Here is a 19,386-nt window from a genome sequence, read left to right on the forward strand (position 1 = left end):
AAATCAAATTTCACTAGGTTTTTTCATCTTGCTTTACTTTTTTATCATAGTATAATTACCTTTATTTAGTGAAACATTCAAAAAGAGGTGTATCATGACTTTAATCTTGCGAGTTTTGGCTATTATCCTATTCAGTTCTTTTTTCACCTCTTCTAGTGAAGCAATGACTGGTGAAAAAGGGCATGCACTTCAATTCCATTATGAAATAATCGAGCAAAACGATAAAATAATTTGGAACATACAATATGAAGATCGGTTTTTGCAGATTAAAGAAAGCGAAAAATCGGCTGAATTATTGTTACAGTTCAGAAGCTTAATCGATCAGGCTACGAGCAACGTTCTTCCATTGACAATTTATAGTTGCTTTATAATCTTCACTCTCGTATTCGCAGTACTCTTTACATTTACTAAGCCAAAACGCTTAAAACATCCACTCTTTTGGAGCAGCGTCATCATCTCTTGTATATTCCTGATCAAAAGTTATTCCTATTATGAAGTCCTTCAACATACCGAAGCTAATCTACGCTATTATTACCTATTGCTTGAAGTTATTAATTCCCCCTATTAACATGTAAAACAACTATGTTTTACATGTTTTTATAATTATCTCTAAAACTTGTAAAAAAATACGAGAACATAATTGCTAAGTCACGTACTATTCTATATAATCAATCTTGTTTCAAAATGAAACACAATTAAATTATAGATTGGGAGCGTGACAAGAAATTGGGTAAAGCATTGATTATTGGAGCTGGCGGAGTAGCTAGCGTTGTCGTACATAAATGTGTACAAAACTCAGAAGTATTCGAAGAGATTATGATCGCAAGTCGAACAAAGTCTAAATGTGATGCTTTAAAAGAAAAATTAGATGGTGGGAAAACGATTATCCATACAGCACAGGTGGATGCGGACAACACTGAGGAACTAATTGACCTAATCAATGGATTTAATCCAGATGTGGTGATTAATGTCGCTTTACCATATCAAGACTTAACTATTATGGATGCATGTTTAGCAACAAAGACTCATTATGTAGATACAGCAAACTACGAGCCTTTAGATACTGCTAAATTCGAATATAAATGGCAATGGGCGTATAAAGAGCGTTTTGAAGAAGCAGGCATTACTGCGCTTCTAGGTTCAGGTTTTGACCCAGGTGTAACAGGCGTATTCACAGCGCATGCACAAAAGCATCATTTCGATGAAATTCATTACATCGATATCGTTGATGCTAACGGTGGAGACCACGGACTTCCATTCGCAACAAACTTCAACCCGGAAATCAACATTCGTGAAATTACTGCGAACGGTCGTTTCTGGAAAGATGGCGAGTGGGTTGAAACAGAGCCTTTAGAATATAAAACAGTTTATAACCTACCGGAAATCGGTGAAAAAGATTGCTACCTTCTATACCATGAAGAATTAGAATCTTTAGCAAAAAACATTAAAGGATTAAAACAAATCCGTTTCTGGATGACATTTGGCGAGAAATACTTAACACATTTAAACGTTTTGGAAAATGTAGGTATGACATCTATCGAGCCAATTGAATTCCAAGGACAAATGATTCAGCCAATCCAATTTTTAAAAGCTGTTTTACCAGACCCAGCTACATTAGGTCCACTTACAAAAGGTAAAACAAACATCGGCTGTATCGTTCGCGGTATTAAAGACGGTAAAGAGAAAACTTATTATGTATACAATGTATGTGATCACCAAGAATGCTACAGAGAAGTTGGTTCACAAGCGATTTCATATACAACTGGTGTACCAGCAATGATCGGTGCAATGCTTGTAATGAACGGTGAATGGCAAAAACCAGGCGTTTGGAATGTAGAAGACTTCAATCCAGACCCATTCATGGACGCTTTAAACAAATGGGGCTTACCATGGCACGAAACTGAAAATCCTGAATTAATTGACTTAGACTTCACTTCTAACGGAGTAACAAAATAATGGCTGATTTAAAAGTGAAAAAGCCTATTATGGAGGAAGCTTTAGCGAAAGAAACTGGAATTGATTGGTCTCAGGCACCATCTCCAGCATTCGTAGTTGACGAGCGATTACTCGAGCGCAATTTAAAGCTATTAAAATCTGTACAAGATCGTACAAATTGTGATATTTTACTTGCTCTTAAAGGATTTTCAATGTGGTCAACATTCCCGATGGCGCGCAATTATTTAGCAGGTATTACGTCTTCTTCATTATTTGAAGCTCGTTTAGGTTTTGAAGAATTCGGCAAGGAAGTACATGCTTATGCCCCTGCTTATGCAGAACATGAAATTGATGAATATTTAACATATGTCGACCATATTGTATTTAACTCTTTTGATCAGTTAAACAAATATAAAGACAAAGTGTTAAATCACGAGAAAAATATTTCAATCGGCTTACGTGTAAACCCGGGCTATTCAGAGGTGGAAACACCACTATATGATCCATGCTATATTAATTCACGTTTAGGTATCCCGTTCGAATCATTTAAGCCAGATGAGCTTGACGGTGTAGAAGGTATTCATTTCCACGCGATGTGCGAACAAGGTGCAGAAGTACTGGAACGTATTTTAGTTCATTTTGAAGAAAAATACGGAAAGTACTTACATCAGATGAAATGGATTAACTTCGGTGGCGGACATCATATTACGAAACCTGGTTATAACGTAGAACTATTAGTGTCATTAATCAATCGTATTCAAGAAACATATGACGTGAAAGTAATTTTAGAGCCAGGCGAAGCCATTGCACTGAATACAGGTTATTTAGTAGCAACAGTACTTGATATCGTTCATAACGGTATGGAGCTGGCAATTGTAGACTCTTCTGCCACTTGTCATATGCCGGATACACTTGAAATGCCATACCGTGCACACATTATCGGTTCTGGTCAGCCAAGTGAAAAGGCATATACGTACCGTTTAGGTGGGATGACGTGCTTAGCCGGCGATATTATTGGGGATTACTCTTTCGATGAGCCACTTCAGGCAGGCGACAAAATCGTCTTTACTGACATGGCCCATTATACAATGGTAAAAACGCATATGTTCAACGGTGTGAACTTGCCGAGTATTTGCACGTACAATGATGAACAAGGAATTAAAGTCATTCGTTCATTCCAGTTTGAAGATTATAAAGGTCGTTTATCATAAGAAAAAGCAGAAACGTTTTATCACGTTTCTGCTTTTCTTTATTCAAGTGGGAAGTAAATAGGACGACTAAACGCCGGCTGCCATATACCTTGCTCGTTTTTTACCATTCTCACTTCTGCTGGTAATCCATTTTCCCCTGTAAAAACAACCCAGCCTTCCGTTTCTGAACGTACTTCAAAAGTAGCCTGTTCTAATCCATTAAAGCCACTTACAACCATTATACGGTTTAATTCTGGTGTAAATAGCTGTTGACGCACAGCTTTTGTTTTTTCATAATACTGCTTTACTTCAAGTGTATCTTTACTTTCAACATTTGTAAAAAGTGCTTCATATGTTTCATAATCTTGCTCAATTTCACTTAACAAAAACATTTTAGTAATTGTAACCGGTGAAATCGCCCGCAAACGTTCCAATTCATAATCCGTTTTGAATGCCTCATACACAGCTTGTTCTTCAGGTGTCAATGTAAGCGCCAATTCATCTGAAGCTTGAATAGCGGTCACCTTGCCCACTAGTTGAGCATTCTTAATTTTTAATAATCGCTGATGATCGTCATTACTGTAAACAAGTAGTTCATCTTTAGCGGTATCTATCGTTTCATTGGCAAAAGGTGTATATTTTATTCCCCATTCATAAAAATAATACGGGTTTTTAAGGGGATCTTTCTTTTCTCCCTCCCCTATTTTCTCTCCAAGACCTCGAACAGTTAATATCGTACCATTTACCCGGATTTGCCCCTCATCCATTGTCACCGTATCATTCGCTAAACCGAGCACTGTCGATACAACAATCCCATTAGGCGAGTAATAGGCTACATAATCCCCATATGTAATGGTTGCATCTTCATCAATTACCATTGGGAAGCCATGTAGCATCCATTGTTCCCCAAGTAAATACGCTTTTTGGGGTTCAATCACCTCTAACTCATTAACAACATCAATAATCGGCAATAGTGGGGTTCCTTCATTTGCTGTTTGGACACTTTTTGACGGGGAGAACTGTGCCAATAATATCATTCCAATTAAACAGCACATCGCAACAGAAACCGATAGTACTTGCCAATTGCGTTTTTTCGGCTTTCGCTTTGTCTGTAACAATCGCTGCTTGAGCTCATTTGTATAGGGTGCATCCTGCTGCAATTCCCGCTTCAACTGATTTTTAAATTCCTTCATAAAATAGCTCCTCCAATTCTTGATCATTTTTTAAAAGTTCTCTCGCCCGACGAATTCTTGTACGAACGGTATTTTGTGAAACCATTAGTAAATCAGCAATTTCTGATACCTCAAATTCCTCATAGTAAAATAAAATAATGACCTCACGATAATGGACAGGCAAGGCGAAAATATGTTGTTTTAATGTAGTAAAAGCTTCTATTTCTAAATACGCTTGTTCACTTGAAGGCACATTTTTACGCATTGGTATTAATTTTGTTAGAAGTGCTTTTCTCTTTTGTTTGCGTAGCTCATCATGACAACAATTAATCGCTATACGAGTTAAATAGGTTTTCAGTGAAGCTTCACTACGGAAATTTTCTTTATGTAACAGAAACTTCATTAAGACGTCCTGTGTGATTTCCTCTGCAAGTTGACGATCCTTTACGTATAAATAGCTAAAATGATATAAATATTCTCCATATTGTTCTACAATTTCCTCCACCGATCACTCACCTCTTTTCAATTCTACAACTTAGACGTTTGCTTTTTAAAAAATTGTTCAAAATCTTCCATAATAATTTCTTCAAGGCTAATTATGATACAAAAAAAGAGCACGGTTTCAACTTTAACGTTGTACCGCGCTCAATTTTTATGTGCCGCAATAGCTGACAAATGGTGGTTCTTCATCTGTTGGCGGCTGTGTATATTTTGAAAGCTGTTCATTTGTATCATAGGGATTTGATAAGACTTGCAGCATTTCGGCAAACATAGAAGGCTTGCCTGCAACAAATTCTTCTATAGCTTGTTCTACTAAATGATTTCTTGGAATTACGGCAGGATTAACCGATTTCATTACCTGTAAAGTTTCTTCTTTTGTCATGTCCTGTTGCTCAATACGCTCGAACCAAGCTTTTTCCCATTGTTTGAACTGTTCTGATTGGAATAGTTTATTGTTTGGTCGTTCTCCCTCTGCCAATGAACGAAACGTATTCGTATAATCCGCATCATTGTATTCCATTAGCTGAAGCAACTCATTAATAAGCTGTTCATCCTGATCACCTGGATAGAGAAGTCCGAGCTTTTCACGCATTTCACTATAATAATGTGCTTTATAAACAGAAGGGAATTTTTCTAGAATACCTTGCGCTAAACGAACCGCCTCTTCTTCATTCTCATGAATTATTGGCAATAAACTTTCTGCAAAGCGTGTTAAATTCCATGAAGCAATTGCCGGTTGGTTACCATATGCATAACGTCCTTGAGTATCAATTGAACTAAACACAGTAGAGGTGTTATACGTATCCATAAAAGCACATGGACCATAATCTATTGTTTCACCGCTTATTGTCATGTTATCCGTGTTCATTACACCGTGAATAAAGCCAACACTTTGCCATTTTGCAATAAGTGCCGCTTGCTTTTCTAATACCGTTTCCAATAATGCAATATAAGGATTATCTGCTTTACGAATCTCAGGATAGTGCCGGTCTATCGCATAATCCGCTAATGCTTTTACGTCAGACCTTTCTCCAAATTGAGCTGCATATTGAAAAGTACCGACGCGCAAATGACTAGCCGCTATACGGGTTAACACAGCACCATCAAGTGCCTTTTCACGATAAATAACATCCCCTGTAGCAGCAATCGCTAAGCTACGTGTTGTAGGAATTGAAAGTGCATGCATTGCTTCGCTGATAATAAATTCTCTCAACATTGGACCTAATGCCGCTCTTCCGTCTCCCCCTCGTGAATACGGTGTGCGCCCTGAACCCTTTAATTGAATATCATAGCGTTCCCCATCTTTTGTAATATGCTCTCCAATTAATAGTGCTCGTCCATCTCCTAACATATTGAAATGACCAAATTGATGTCCCGCATATGCTTGGGCAATTTGCGCTGCACCTGAAGGCATTTCATGTCCGGCTAAAATTGCCGCCCCTTGCTCTTTTAATTCATTTGCATCTAAATCCAGTCTATCTGCTAGCGTACGATTAAAAATGACAATCGCTGGTGCAGTAACTTTATTTGCCGCTATTTCGGTATAAAACATTTGTGGCAAATCCATATAACTATTATCAAAACGAAAACCAAAATTGTCTTCTTTTTCTGTCATTGTTTTTCGCCTCATTTCTTTTAGTTGATGCGTTTATTATAAACCTTTTAAGATTAGTTAACCAAAATCCAGTCTTTTAAAACGAAAAATGTAACCTAGCCTCACTTTAGTTAACCAAAAATAAATTTCAGTTGACACAACTCGTTTTACATTTTATATTTACGTTAACCGAAAAAAATATTCCAGTTAACAAAGGGGTTAGAAAATGGAAACCGTTCACAAAACACAAACCTTTAAAACAGTAGATTTAATTTACAGTGCTTTGTTTGCAACATTAATTATGATTGGTGCAAACATAACATCATTTGCACCCTTCTTAACAGTTGGTGGTGTACCAATTACATTACAAACCTTTTTTGCTATTTTAGCAGGATTGGTTCTAGGATCTAAAAAAGGAGCCATTGCTTGTACTGTATACATGGCTATTGGGCTTGCTGGTGCACCGGTCTTTTCAAAATTCACAGGTGGCTTCTCAGCAATTTTGCTACCGACATTCGGTTTTATTGTTACATTTATCGTTAGTGCCTATATTGCCGGTAAAATCGCTGAAACATACAAAACTAGACTTGCCTATATTATTGCGGCGCTTATAGCGATGGCTATAAATTATATACTAGGGACAACTTGGATGTATTTTGCTTATACATTATGGGCTGCAGCGCCAGAAGGATTTTCCTATAAACTGGCTTGGTTTTGGATGATTCCGCCGATGCCAAAAGATATTATTCTAGCTATTTTTGCAGGATTCTTTGCCTTTCGTATTCAAAAAGTTTTAAAGATTCTTCCGATTAAACAATCGTAAACAGTTGGAAATATGGAGAGAAATTACTATTTGCTGGACACATTTATCTTTTTTTATACAATATTTTGGCGCCATCATTATACCGAAATCTATTTATTTGATATAATTTATCATATTGATAAAGGAGGAATTCCGTATGGCAAATCATTATCAAAATATCGTTGTGGCAGTAGATGGCTCTGAGTTAGGCGAACTCGCTTTTCAAAAATCAATTGATGTAGCAAAACGTAATATTGGCTCGACTTTACATATTATCCACGTAATCGATACAAGCTTTTCCGCATCTTTTGATATGCTTTATGATAATATGGTTGAATTAGTCCGTAAGCACGGTGAAGTGTTATTGGACCGCTATGAATTAGAAGCAAAAGAAGCTGGCATTGTAAATGTTAATAAGATTTTAACTAAAGGTACTCCGAAAAATGTTTTATCCAAAAAGCTTTCAGAACATGCGCCTGCAGATATTATTATTTGTGGTGCAACAGGCTTAAATGCAATGGAGCAAATGTTCATGGGCTCCAGTACTGAAGCAATCGTCAGACATGCAACTTGTGACGTATTAATTGTACGTACACCTATCAAATAGAGAAAAAGGTTATGAGGCTAATTAATGTCCTCATAACCTTTTTAAATTACGCACGATGCGAACTTACTTTTAAAAGCTCCTCTTACGTTAACATACGTAAAAAGTTAAATCATTAAAATTTCACGGATGTCTTGCTCGGTTAATCTACTGTTAGACTGGTCGTCTCCATCCAAAATATCGGAAATGAGCAGTTTCTTTTTTTGCTGAAGTTCGCTCATCTTTTCCTCTATCGTCCCATTTGTTATGAGTTTGATTACTTGTACAACTTCCTTTTGTCCCATTCGATGCGCACGGTCAGCTGCTTGTTCCTCCACTGCCGGGTTCCACCATAAATCATATAAAATTACGGTATCTGCCCCCGTTAAATTCAATCCTGTTCCGCCTGCTTTTAACGAAATTAAAAACAAATCGCGCTCTCCATTATTAAAAGCATTGCAAAGTGCTACACGTTCCTCTGATGGAGTTTGGCCATCCAGGTAAAAATACGATTCTCCACGCTTGGATAGCTCAGTTGCAATCATTTTCAGCATTTGCGTAAACTGCGAAAATATTAGCACACGGCGTCCTGATGCTTTCGATTGCTCCAACAGGTGAAACAACTGCTCAAATTTTGCAGAACTTCCTTTATAGCCTTCGACAAATAGGGCCGGGTGACAGCAAATTTGCCGTAGTCGGGTTATGCCAGCCAAAATTCGAATACGATTTTTATGAAACGTCTCTTTGTCTAAATGCTTCATTGTATCCACCCGTAACTTCGCCAAATACGCTGCATATAACGCTTTTTGCTCTGGGAAAAGTTCTGTTTTTTCGATAATCTCCTCTTTTTGAGGTAGCTCGTCCAGCACCTGTTCTTTCATACGGCGCAACAAAAATGGACGGACTCTGCGTGCAATATCTTTTCGCTGCATATGTCGGAATTCCTCTAGCTCCCGGAATAGCTGAGGAAAAACAACGCGATAGATGGACCATAATTCGGACAAGGAATTTTCAATTGGTGTACCCGTTAAAGCAAAACGGTTGGTCGCGTTAATTTTTTTGACAGTACGTGCTGTTTGGGTAACCGGATTTTTAAATGCCTGTGCCTCATCAAAAAATACAGTATGGAAATGTTGTCGTTCATAAAATGATATATCACGTCGCAATAACGGATATGTCGTAATTACAACATCTTGTTCTTCCATTGTTCGCAGCAGTGCCCTTCTCTCTGACACATCCCCATCCACAACAATTGCTTCAACTTCTGAAGCAAATTGCATGAACTCATAGAGCCAATTATAAGAAAGTGATGATGGACAAACGATTAATACAGGTTGTTTATTCGCGCGAATTACATCTAATTCTGAAACGACAAACGCAATACTTTGAATCGTTTTGCCAAGTCCCATATCATCTGCCAGTACACCGCCAAATCCATAATTGGAAAGTAATTTTAACCAATTGTAACCATGCTTTTGATAATCTCTAAGAATAGATTGTAGACTTGCCGGAACTTCGAATGTTAGTGATGCTGGATTTAACAATTGTCCTGTAAATTCTTTAAACGATTGTTCCGCTTCAAAAATTGTACTCTCTTCAAATTGCTCCAAAAACGGCAAGCTATCTAAAATCGGCATGTTAAACGTTAATTCGTATTCATCATCTTGTGCTGGAATCGCTCTTAAAAAGCGCTGAATTTCTTCTATTTCCCGCGTTTCCAATGACAGCAATGCTCCATCTTTCAGTCGGTAATATTTTTGCTTCACTTTAATAGCCGCTAATATTTCTTTAATCTGGTTATTTGAAACCCCATCCATTTCAAATTTAAATTCAAGCCAATTTGTCCGTTCCTTTTGTACATTTACTCGAATTTTAGGGAAGTTATTTTCTTTTGCAATACGTAATTTAACAGAATTTGTTGCATAAATTTGAGCAAGCTTTGTTAATTTCGGAAGTTGATGGAATAAAAAATTATATTCGAGCTCCTCATTTTGCATATAGTAACCGCCATCTGTTTTCGTAAAGCCACTTTCATCCATTAACGCTAAAATAGTCGACTCCTTTTCAATATCTCGAATAATTAGCACTTCATCCGATATGTCATATTCACTTAATGGTTGAATAACAAACTGCCCATATTGAAACTCCAAACCTGCTAGAAAGCGATTTTTTACACGGTCTAAATAAACATTGACGACTAATGGTGTTTGCATTTGCTGTAATGAAAGCTCTCTATCCATTGTCACAGTACCTATTTTTTTCAGTTTCGGAATAATCTTTTCTAAAAAGTAGTCCCAATGTGATTGCTCAATCGTTAGCGTGGATTGTTGCTGGAGCATTTTCTTTAATTCCAGAAGTTGCATCACACTTTCATCGCTGATTTGTGTCATTTCTCCGTTAAAGAGCACTAATCGATAACCAGGCAGTAGGACCGTCCGTTCAATTCCTTCTATATTAAGCTCATAATGCTCCCCTTTTGCCTGAATATTAAAACGCAGCGCTGTAGGACGTGTTAAAATCTTCACTTTACTGTAGCTTTCATTTTGATAAAACAGTGATACATCTTCTATATTCAAGAGTAGTGGTACAAGGAGATGCCATGATGATGGCGGAATGATTAGTAGATGCTCCTGAAAATGAATTTGCTTATATTGCAATGTCTCTCTATATAGTGCATCATCTTCTACTATTTTAATAAGGAGTTGTAATATAGCATCGTGCTGTACTTCGAAGCAGAATTCCTCAAAATTATATACCGTGCTTTCTGAAATGCGGTAAGTTTTTTTATTTTTTATATGCGTTAAAAATTCACGAATAGATAAAATGTGCTCCCCATTCACTTGGAGATTTATCGCAAAAAGCGTCTCTTCTACGGAAAGTTGAACGGGGGTCAATAAAAAATGTACGTCCATTATTTCACGCTTTTCAAAGTGACGTTGCTGACGACTTGTTTGCACTGTCTGCTCTTTGAAAATTGAAAGAAAGCTATTTTTTAAATCTACGTTCTCCTCAAGCGGAATAGTTAGCGAAGAAGGTGATGTTTTTTTATTGCGGTTTAAAATAGCAATCAGTACTGCCGCCACATGTTGGCAGCTTTTACTGAAGTCCCCTAACGTCGGGCAGCTACAAGAGGTTTTAACTTTACCTGTACTTTCTTTTTCAACACGGACAACGAATTGTTCTGTACTTTTCACAACGGCTTCCCCAAATGTATCCGTATATTGCAGGAAATTCACTTTTCCTGTTTGATAAAAAGTATGCCCTTTTTTAAAAGAAACGGTCCCGCATAGATCTTTTATCTGTTTTTCCGAAAGTTTAATATCCATGCCGATCCCCCTTTTTCTTTTTAGTTCATTTTCTCATGTAGTACATTGAATTACTAGTTCGAAGCAATTCACAGAAAATTAATTCCAGTTTTTCAGTTATTGCATTTCTAAACTGGAAGCGATTTGTGAAGCGCTCGATTGGCAACCTGGGGATTGATTCGCTGGAGGATTGAAAAGAAGAATAAACTAAAAAAGGGGGCTAACTGGATAGCCCCTTTTTACTTAAGTGAAATTTGATTTTATTTTTTCTAAATGACGGACAGTTGGCGTTAAATTTGCAAAGAAGTATGCTTCACGCAGTTTGCGAGAAGGTACGCTACCGGCTACATAGCCCGCTGCACCATTATGAATCATATTTGCCTGCACTGCAGCTAATGTATCATGGACTGCCTGTAAACGCGTATTTACTACATCTTTTAGTGTTAAATTGTTTGCTAATTGAGTTAACTCCGCTTCAATTCTTTCATGATGGCTACGTAGTTCAGTTGCCTGTACTTTCAAAAAGTCATTACAGCCATTTTGCTTTGCTTTTACCTTTTCAATGCCATCAGCTGCTGCAGCTATAACACCGGCACCAAGCGGAACTTGGTAGTAAATGAATGTCGGGCGTATAATATCGCAAAATGCTTTTGCATCCTCCGATATAACAAAATCATTTGGAATTAGTACATTCTCAAATTTACAAGTATATGTTGCACTTCCATTTACCCCGATAAACCCAAGTCGTTCGGTCATTTCCAAACCTGATGCATCTGTTGAAACGAGCACCATCACTTCCCGAGTATCAATTGTAGCAATCGCACCAAAATAATGGCGCTTCCCTAAATTTGATACAGCTGGTAGTGTTCCGTTAATAATATAGCCTTCTTCTGTCTTTTCGGCAGTTAAATGAAGCTTCTCCAGACCTGAATAGTATTTCATTGCATTTGATAAACCTGTTGCCCCTAACTTACGGCCATTTTCTAATTGGGGCAACACTTCATTTTTCAAATAGGCATTATCACTATTTCGTAAGTAAGTTAATGCGGCTAAATGGCACCAAACACAAAACGCTGTTGTCATACATACCTTTGCCGTTTCACGGACAACTGTCGCTTCATCTACTAATAAACTTGATTGATCTTTATTTGCCGATTGAAAAAATCCACCCTCGCCTAACGCTAAAATATAGCTTTCTGCATAATGTGCCTGCTCATCGACTTTCTTTACTAAAGGTTTTAGTTTGTCCTCGATGATTTGCGCTAATAATTGTTTGTTCAATGCCATTCTCTCCGCATCCTTTCCTTTTAGTCCGATAGTTCCGTTAGCGATGTAATCGGTGTTTGTACTGCTTCGCGTGCACGTTTTACAGCTGCTTCGTCTGGTGCATCATAGAAGCATAAGCACTTTGTCATATCTTCACATACATACGTACGAGAGAATTTTACATCAGGTACTTCTTCATACTTTACAGAGTTTTTCTTTTTGCGTTCCAAATATTTTTCCATCGTGATTTCAGCAGGGATTTCCCACTCAACTAAATAATTTACTTGCTCTCCACCAGCTTTTACTTCATCTAATTCTTTACCGATTAAACGAACTTCTTTAATTAAGTCGATCGAAACACCTTGTGATTGTAAAGCTTCTTTTACTGCTTCTTCTTCAGTTGCTTCAATAATGAAATAGCCACGTGAAAAATCCTTCGCTACTTGTACTTCGATAACCCCTACATCTTTTGTCGCGTGCACTTTATCTACCAATGCCGAAAATGCCTCTTTTGAAGATACTTCATTAATTGTTGATTCCACTAAATATAAACTCATTTAAATTCCTCCTAGTAGTTAATGTTAAATTTCTTTATATTCAAATAGGCGATTAAATTAGAGCGCACTATGAATATCAATTATCAATTGCACCTATTCATCATTAGGTACAGCATGTTGAAAGTTTCAAGCTCCTTTGAAAGTTAAAAAAATTAACTCGCTTTGCATAAAATTAATGTTTATACTAAGTACGAAGGAGGCATAAGCATGAAAACTCGTTATGATTTACCTTGTAACATTGCACAAACATTAAATATTCTCGGGGATAGATGGACACTTCTAATCATCCACGAACTTCTAATAGGTGAAACAAATTTCAATGATATTAAGCTCAAGCTTCCCGGACTTTCGGCAAACGTTCTTTCGAATCGTTTAAAGGAATTAGAAGAAGCCCATATAGTCCAGAGCGAGCTTTATGTTGCTCACCCACCTCGCTATCGCTATACATTAACCGAAAAAGGCACTGCCCTTGAGCATGTATTTAATGCGATGATTATTTGGGGAGCCGAGCATCTTGAAACTTGTTATAAAGAAATTGTCGATCCTGATGAAAACCGGGTTGAAATTGGTTATTACTCTACTAAAACGGGTGATCGAATCGACAATATTCAAATACGACCTTTAAAAACTGTCTAAAAATTTTTAGGCAGTTTTATTTTGCGCTGCCCCAAATGCGATTGACCCAACTTTCAAAATAATGAATGCCTTTATCTAACGCTAATCCAAGAACCCCAATGACAACGATACAAGCCATTACTAAATCAAGACTTAAAGAATTTCTTGCATCAATGATTAAAAACCCTAACCCTGATTGCGCACCGACCATTTCACCCGCTACAAGGAAGATCCACGCAGAACCTAACGCCATATGCAAACCATTTGCAATCATCGGGAATGATGCCGGTAATACTATTTTCCGTAATGTTTCAAACGGGCTCATTTCAAAATTGGAGGCAATACGTAAATATGTTCTGTCGACTTTTTTGACAGCTGATACGGTCGATAAAAGGACCGGGAAAAAAGCAGCTATAAAAATTATGACAATCGCGGGCATATTGCCAATGCCAAACCATAATACGATAAAAGGTGACCATGCAATTGGAGAAACCGGACGCAATACTTGAACAATTGGGTCCACTACTTTCCATACGAGCATCGATCTACCTAGTAGAAGCCCTAAAATGACGGCCACAATTACTGCTGCTAAATAACCCGAGAAAAATCGAAATAAACTAATTTGAATATGAGCAAACAAAGAACCATCCGAAATGATTGCTAATAATGCTTCCCCCACTTTTAAAGGTGGAGGGAAGAGTGCTGACTGATGGCCACCGATGAAGATTGCAAATTGCCAGAAGACAAGAAGCAGAATAAAGCCAATCGCAATCGGTGACAGTTTTTTCACTTTGGCCATAATATCCCTCCATTCCTCTATTAATTTACAAAGCTATCATCAACAAAGTCTTCGTAGGATGGTGGATTAACAGATAATCCCATTTCCATTAATGCATCACGTAAAATAGCATAGCTTTCTTGTTCAATACTTAAATTGTCATATGAAATCCAATCAAGAGAAATATCCAAAACATTTTGATCCACTGTTAAATATTGCCCGACTACTTCATGCATATGTTCGTCTTTTCCTTGTGCAAGCTCTCCACCTGCTACATAGTCGTTAACAAATTTGTCGGCCAATTCTTTATTGTCGTCAATAAATTTACCTCTCAATACTAAGCCACAATCGATGGAATCTTTCCATATTTCTTCTGACTGATACAATACTTTGCCATTTTCAAGTGCTACAGAAATCGCTCCAAATGGTTCAGCTACAACATAGCCGGCAATTCGCCCTTCTGCTAAAGCTGCAGGCATTTCTGCTGGCGGTAGTTCGATTACATCAACTTCATCATAGGCAATGCCATGTTTTTCCAGCATTTCATACAACAAAATATTATGTGTGGAAAATCTGCTTGGGATGGCAAAGGATTTCCCGACGAGTTCTTCAACAGAATTAATATCATTACCTGCAATTAAAACATTGCCATCTCGATGACCGAGTGCCACTGCTTTTAAATCAATGCCTTTTTCCTTTGCATTCATAGCTAATTGGATTAGTACGGATGCCCCATCGATTGCTCCCGTATTAAGTGCATCCATTAGTTCTGGCCAAGAACCAAACTTTACTAGCTCTAAATTATAATCCTCATAGTTCTCATCATTCTGCATATATAAAGGCACCGCATGTGTAATCGGTAAATACCCAATTTTTATTGTTGGTTTTTCACCATCGACTGCAGAATTATTTCCGCATGCAGCTAAAAATGTAACAAATAACATTGTCATTATTAAAAATATCTTTTTCATCCACTACCCCCCCTTAAATATTAAATTCTATCGTTGTTTCATGAGTAAATTGAAATTCATTAAAAATTAGTTCCCTATAATGCTGAAAGTCTGCATCGGCACGATTTCGTTCCTTTGGCAATCTCAATACAATTTCCTTATGAATCTCCCCAGGATTTGGCTTCATAATTAATATGCGGTCTGCCAAATAAATGGCTTCATCAATATCATGTGTTACTAAAACAATTGTCATCTTTTCTCGACGCTGAATTTGCATTAATTCATCCTGTAAATAGTAGCGTGTAAATGTATCGAGCGCACCGAATGGTTCATCCATTAAAATGACCTCTGGCTGCATCGCCAGGGCACGTGCAATAGCAACTCGTTGCTGCATCCCACCAGATAATTCACTTGGGAGAGCATTGGCCCGATCCTCTAATCCAACCATTCGTAAATAATGTAGAGTTCTTTCAGATATTTCCTGCTTTGATAAACTTATATTTTCAATGCCTAACTCTACATTTTTTCGGACAGAGCGCCATGGCAGTAACCCATAGTTTTGCATCAGCATAATGCATCGCTTACTCGGTTTCCTGATAGACACTTCATCGAGCAAGATTTGGCCATTGTTTACCGCTTCAAAGCCACCTATACAATTAAGCAATGTACTTTTTCCACAGCCGCTTTTTCCTAAAATTGCGATAACTTCACCTTTTTTTATATCGAAAGAAATATCCTGCAGTACTGTCGGACCCTGTTCACTATAAGACTTACTTACATTCCTAATATCAATCATTACTGAAGACAATTACCTTTCACCCCAATGCCGATTATTCAACTCGGTTTTATATTATATGAGTTATATTATTATACTTACTTAAATAAAACAACCTTATTTTTCAATTTATTTTTATTTTCTAAAAAATTGTCGGTTATTTTATGAATATAATATAAAATGGAACAATATATAGTTATCTACATAGTGATGGTAGTTCATTTAAAAAGTGAGGTTGAAACAAAATGAAAAAAGTGAAGTTAGTTCCCCATGATCTTCGTTATGCGAAGGAAATACATCGTTTATCTCAGGCACCCGAAGTAAAAAATGCACTTGGTTTACCTACTCAATCCATAGAAGATACGGAAAATTTTATTATTAATAATTTAATAGAAGAATCTGAAGGAAAGACGGTTTCTCGTGTAATTCTTAATGAGGAAGAAAAATTAGTTGGTATTACGACACTAATGTTTATTGATCAACATAAAAAACTTTGTCACATCGGTAGCTGGATTGGTTTTGAGTTTTGGGGGCTTGGCTATAATTTGCCGTCGAAAATTGAAATTTTAAAAATTGCATTTGAGCAGCTGAAATTGGATGTTGTGTTTGCAGGTGCCCGTACTGTTAATATCCGTTCACAAAAAGCACAGGAAAAATTACCGTTCATCTCCTTAAATGTTGAACAGCAATTTCCAGAAGAACATTTACTATTGGAAGAGAGACAAAAACAGCCTTGTGTTTTAAATGCAATTTTAAAAGAAGACTACTTAAATTATTTATACATTACACAAAAAGGTCAGGAAATTTAGAGGTATCTCTAATTTTCCTGACCTTTTTCTGCTATATATTTTTTTGCCACATTCATGCCTCCAAGTGTGACAAGTGGAGACCCCCCACCTGGATGTACTGTCCCTCCAACAAAATATAAATTTTTCAGCTTTGCATGCCGATTACTCGGTCTAAAAAATGCAGATTTTACTGAATTGGATGCAGCTCCATACAATGCCCCTCGAAATGCATAAAATTCCTTCTCTAAATACTCGGGTGTTATTACTTTTTCCTCCACAATAGCATCTTCGATATCAAGACCAAGGTCCTTTAACTGTATGATTATTTGTTGGCGATATTTCTGCGAATCAATTTGTAAAGTTCCATTTTGGGTTGGAGGGGCATTAACTAAAATCAGCAAATTATCTCCACTTGGTGAAATGGAAGGATCGGTATAGGAAGAATTACAAATATAAATTGTGGGATCTTCAACATAGTGATCTGAAAAGAGTGCGTCAAACTCCAATTCATAGTTTTCAGGAAAATAGACATTATGATGATGCAACCCTTCAATCCGTTTATTAAGCCCAAGCAATAAGACAAATGCTGAACTGGATGGCTGAATATCTTTTTTAACTTCATCAAGCTCAAATAAATCACTTAATCGATCTGAATTCATAAAGACAGCATCGACTGTATGTGTATTTCCATACTGATCGATAATACTGTGAATTTGAGTCTTTCCATATTTAACTTTTGTCACTTCACACCCTACATGAAATTTCACACCTAGCTGCTTAGCACGGGTTGTAAATGCTTGCGCAATCTTTGATGTTCCACCTTCAACGTAATCGACACCATCAACCAATTCCAAATAAGCAATCATTGCAAATGTTGCAGGCATTATGTATGGCGATGAACCAATATATGTCGCATAGCGTAAAAAACATTGAACGATAAACGGATGCTGAAAATACTTTCTTATAAATTGGTCCAAAGTTTCAAAAGGCCGTACTTTTACTAGCGCCGATAGTAATGATGGTTTCATATAGTCTCGCCAGCTCGTAAATGTTGTTTGCAAAAAATGACGCTGTGCCAAAAAGTAGATTCTTGAAATTTCCGTAATAAAAGCAGGATAATTTTTCGCGTCACTTAAAGAAATCTTTTTAATTTGCTCAATCATATATTGCTGGTCGTTGGAAAAATATAATACTTCTCCTTTCGAACTTACATTCTTCATATGAACTCGTAAAGGGATAAAATTTAAATAATCATCCGGATCTACGCCAGTTTGTGCTAATACCTGCTGAAAGACAGGGCGCATTGTAATCGTATTTGGTCCAAAATCAAAATGATGCGTACCGAGATCTATTGAGCGCATTTTTCCGCCCAATTCTTTATTTTTTTCAAATACTGTAACATCCATGCCTGCATTCGCAAGTGTTATAGCTGCGGATAGCCCCCCTAGACCGCCGCCAATTACCGCTACTTTCTTCATCCGTATTCACGTCCCTTCCAAACATACGATCGTTTCGTTTGATACAAATAAATTGAATTACACAAAATAATTAGCATTGCCAATGAAGAGAGTGGCATGAACAATGCGTAATATAAGGGTGTCTTGCTTTTGAAGTCGGAAACCATTCTTTGAATAACAATCAAAATATACGGTATAGCATACAGCCAATTAGAAAAAACAATACTATTAATAAGAAGCACTAGCGGAAACACATAAGTCACACTATAAAAAAGGACAAACAGCACGGCATTTCTAAAAGAATAATTTAGGCCATTAAATGTATTTTTAGAAAAACCTTGCCACGTTTCAAACGCGCTAGTGTACATCTTACATGAACTGTCTTTACTAAGATTAACTAATAACACCCGCATTCCTGATTTTTTCATCGCCCGCGCTATTTCCACATCTTCCAATAGAGAGTTTTTCACTACAAGATGACCACCCATTTTCTCATAAGCTTCTCGTTCGAAAAATAAAAATGTCCCATTGGCAGCCGTAGCAGCCGGCCATTTCGTATAATTCGCCAGAGCAACAGGCAAATGAAAATTCACAAGAAAATGCATCATCGGAAGTACAAGCCGATCCAGCCAATTAGAATACATAAAATGCGGAAACCCGGTAATTAGACCAATTTTGTTTTCCCTCATAAGTGGAACTACTTTTTCAAAGATGTGTGATGACAAGGTTACGTCTGCATCAATAAACGCTAAATATTTTCCAGTGGCTACTCGCTGTAGCTGATGACAGGCATGCACTTTCCCTACCCAATTAGACGGCAACTCCACTCCCTCTATCACACGAAAGCGCGCATCACCTTCAATTTCCTGATATAGCATTTGTCCAGTTAAGTCGGTTGATTGATCATTATAAATGATGAACTCTAGCTGTGGATATGTAAGTTGCTTTAGCATGGAGATGCACTGTTTTACATTTCGTTGCTCATTACGCATAGGAATAAGAATGGAAATACGATCTAGATTTTCCCCATGCCCTTTTTTAATTCGAGGTAAAAACAAGCCATTCAAAATTGTCCAAATGACAAAAATACTTAACACAATACAGTAAATAAATAGCAT

18 protein-coding genes are annotated in these 19,386 nt (G+C 37.2%); 7 read left to right on the plus strand and 11 right to left on the minus strand.

From position 1 onward, the window contains the following. Window positions 1-94: 94 nt before the first annotated feature. The 3 genes from H9632_RS03580 (at window position 95) to nspC (ending at window position 3,146) form a co-directional block, all read left to right on the plus strand. Window positions 95-568 carry a hypothetical protein gene (locus H9632_RS03580; RefSeq protein WP_191702747.1) on the plus strand — a complete coding sequence of 158 codons (474 nt, stop codon included), beginning with the start codon at window positions 95-97 and terminating at the stop codon, window positions 566-568. Between the two features lie 158 nt (window positions 569-726). Then, window positions 727-1,956, plus strand: a complete 1,230-nt coding sequence (locus H9632_RS03585) for a saccharopine dehydrogenase family protein (RefSeq protein ID WP_191702748.1) — start codon at window positions 727-729, stop codon at window positions 1,954-1,956. Continuing rightward, window positions 1,956-3,146, plus strand: coding sequence for a carboxynorspermidine decarboxylase (gene nspC, locus H9632_RS03590; protein WP_191702749.1), 1,191 nt, complete (start codon window positions 1,956-1,958; stop codon window positions 3,144-3,146). The genes H9632_RS03585 and nspC overlap by 1 nt, the downstream gene beginning before the upstream one ends. A gap of 38 nt (window positions 3,147-3,184) precedes the next feature. Here nspC and H9632_RS03595 read toward each other — a convergent pair whose 3' ends face one another. The 3 genes from H9632_RS03595 to H9632_RS03605 all read right to left on the minus strand — a co-directional run bounded on the left by H9632_RS03595 (window position 3,185) and on the right by H9632_RS03605 (window position 6,413). Next, on the minus strand, window positions 3,185-4,318 hold the full coding sequence (locus tag H9632_RS03595) for a hypothetical protein (RefSeq protein ID WP_191702750.1): 1,134 nt from the start codon (window positions 4,316-4,318) through the stop codon (window positions 3,185-3,187). Next, window positions 4,305-4,802, minus strand: a complete 498-nt coding sequence (locus tag H9632_RS03600) for an RNA polymerase sigma factor (protein ID WP_191702751.1) — start codon at window positions 4,800-4,802, stop codon at window positions 4,305-4,307. Before H9632_RS03600 ends, H9632_RS03595 begins: the two co-directional genes overlap by 14 nt. Before the next feature lie 147 nt (window positions 4,803-4,949). Then, window positions 4,950-6,413: a protein adenylyltransferase SelO gene (locus H9632_RS03605; RefSeq protein WP_191702752.1), complete on the minus strand. Its 1,464-nt coding sequence runs from the start codon at window positions 6,411-6,413 to the stop codon at window positions 4,950-4,952. 205 nt (window positions 6,414-6,618) lie between these two features. Between H9632_RS03605 and H9632_RS03610 the strand changes: the two genes are divergently transcribed. Together H9632_RS03610 and H9632_RS03615 are read left to right on the plus strand one after the other, a co-directional pair. Further along, a complete protein-coding gene (locus H9632_RS03610; protein WP_191702753.1) occupies window positions 6,619-7,215 on the plus strand; it encodes a biotin transporter BioY in 597 nt (198 codons plus the stop codon). 136 nt (window positions 7,216-7,351) lie between these two features. Continuing rightward, entirely contained in the window at window positions 7,352-7,801 is a 450-nt protein-coding gene (locus H9632_RS03615; protein ID WP_191700390.1) for a universal stress protein, read from the plus strand. Between the two features lie 104 nt (window positions 7,802-7,905). Here H9632_RS03615 and H9632_RS03620 read toward each other — a convergent pair whose 3' ends face one another. From H9632_RS03620 to H9632_RS03630, 3 genes are all read right to left on the minus strand, one after another. Next, window positions 7,906-11,103 carry a DEAD/DEAH box helicase gene (locus tag H9632_RS03620; RefSeq protein WP_191702754.1) on the minus strand — a complete coding sequence of 1,066 codons (3,198 nt, stop codon included), beginning with the start codon at window positions 11,101-11,103 and terminating at the stop codon, window positions 7,906-7,908. Between the two features lie 222 nt (window positions 11,104-11,325). Further along, on the minus strand, window positions 11,326-12,369 hold the full coding sequence (locus H9632_RS03625) for an acyl-CoA dehydrogenase family protein (RefSeq protein ID WP_191702755.1): 1,044 nt from the start codon (window positions 12,367-12,369) through the stop codon (window positions 11,326-11,328). Window positions 12,370-12,389: 20 nt separating this feature from the next. After that, a complete protein-coding gene (locus H9632_RS03630) occupies window positions 12,390-12,905 on the minus strand; it encodes a DUF4242 domain-containing protein (RefSeq protein ID WP_191702756.1) in 516 nt (171 codons plus the stop codon). A gap of 207 nt (window positions 12,906-13,112) precedes the next feature. Here H9632_RS03630 and H9632_RS03635 point away from each other — a divergent pair, with 207 nt between their 5' ends. Continuing rightward, window positions 13,113-13,541 carry a winged helix-turn-helix transcriptional regulator gene (locus tag H9632_RS03635; RefSeq protein ID WP_191702757.1) on the plus strand — a complete coding sequence of 143 codons (429 nt, stop codon included), beginning with the start codon at window positions 13,113-13,115 and terminating at the stop codon, window positions 13,539-13,541. Between the two features lie 16 nt (window positions 13,542-13,557). Here H9632_RS03635 and H9632_RS03640 read toward each other — a convergent pair whose 3' ends face one another. From H9632_RS03640 to H9632_RS03650, 3 genes are read right to left on the minus strand one after another with little or no spacing between them, the layout of a single operon-like run. Then, window positions 13,558-14,319: an ABC transporter permease gene (locus tag H9632_RS03640; protein ID WP_191702758.1), complete on the minus strand. Its 762-nt coding sequence runs from the start codon at window positions 14,317-14,319 to the stop codon at window positions 13,558-13,560. Window positions 14,320-14,339: 20 nt separating this feature from the next. Continuing rightward, window positions 14,340-15,269, minus strand: coding sequence for an ABC transporter substrate-binding protein (locus H9632_RS03645; protein WP_191702759.1), 930 nt, complete (start codon window positions 15,267-15,269; stop codon window positions 14,340-14,342). A gap of 13 nt (window positions 15,270-15,282) precedes the next feature. Then, entirely contained in the window at window positions 15,283-16,056 is a 774-nt protein-coding gene (locus tag H9632_RS03650) for an ABC transporter ATP-binding protein (protein WP_191702760.1), read from the minus strand. Between the two features lie 212 nt (window positions 16,057-16,268). Between H9632_RS03650 and H9632_RS03655 the strand changes: the two genes are divergently transcribed. Next, window positions 16,269-16,832: a GNAT family N-acetyltransferase gene (locus tag H9632_RS03655; RefSeq protein ID WP_191702761.1), complete on the plus strand. Its 564-nt coding sequence runs from the start codon at window positions 16,269-16,271 to the stop codon at window positions 16,830-16,832. Window positions 16,833-16,840: 8 nt separating this feature from the next. Here the strand turns inward: H9632_RS03655 and H9632_RS03660 are convergent, their stop codons facing one another. Next, complete coding sequence (locus H9632_RS03660) at window positions 16,841-18,289, minus strand: phytoene desaturase family protein (protein ID WP_191702762.1); 1,449 nt, start codon at window positions 18,287-18,289, stop codon at window positions 16,841-16,843. Then, on the minus strand, window positions 18,286-19,386 hold the full coding sequence (locus tag H9632_RS03665; protein ID WP_191702763.1) for a glycosyltransferase: 1,101 nt from the start codon (window positions 19,384-19,386) through the stop codon (window positions 18,286-18,288). Before H9632_RS03665 ends, H9632_RS03660 begins: the two co-directional genes overlap by 4 nt.

The organism is Solibacillus merdavium (genome assembly GCF_014836935.1).
Lineage (GTDB): Bacteria > Bacillota > Bacilli > Bacillales_A > Planococcaceae > Solibacillus > Solibacillus ferritrahens.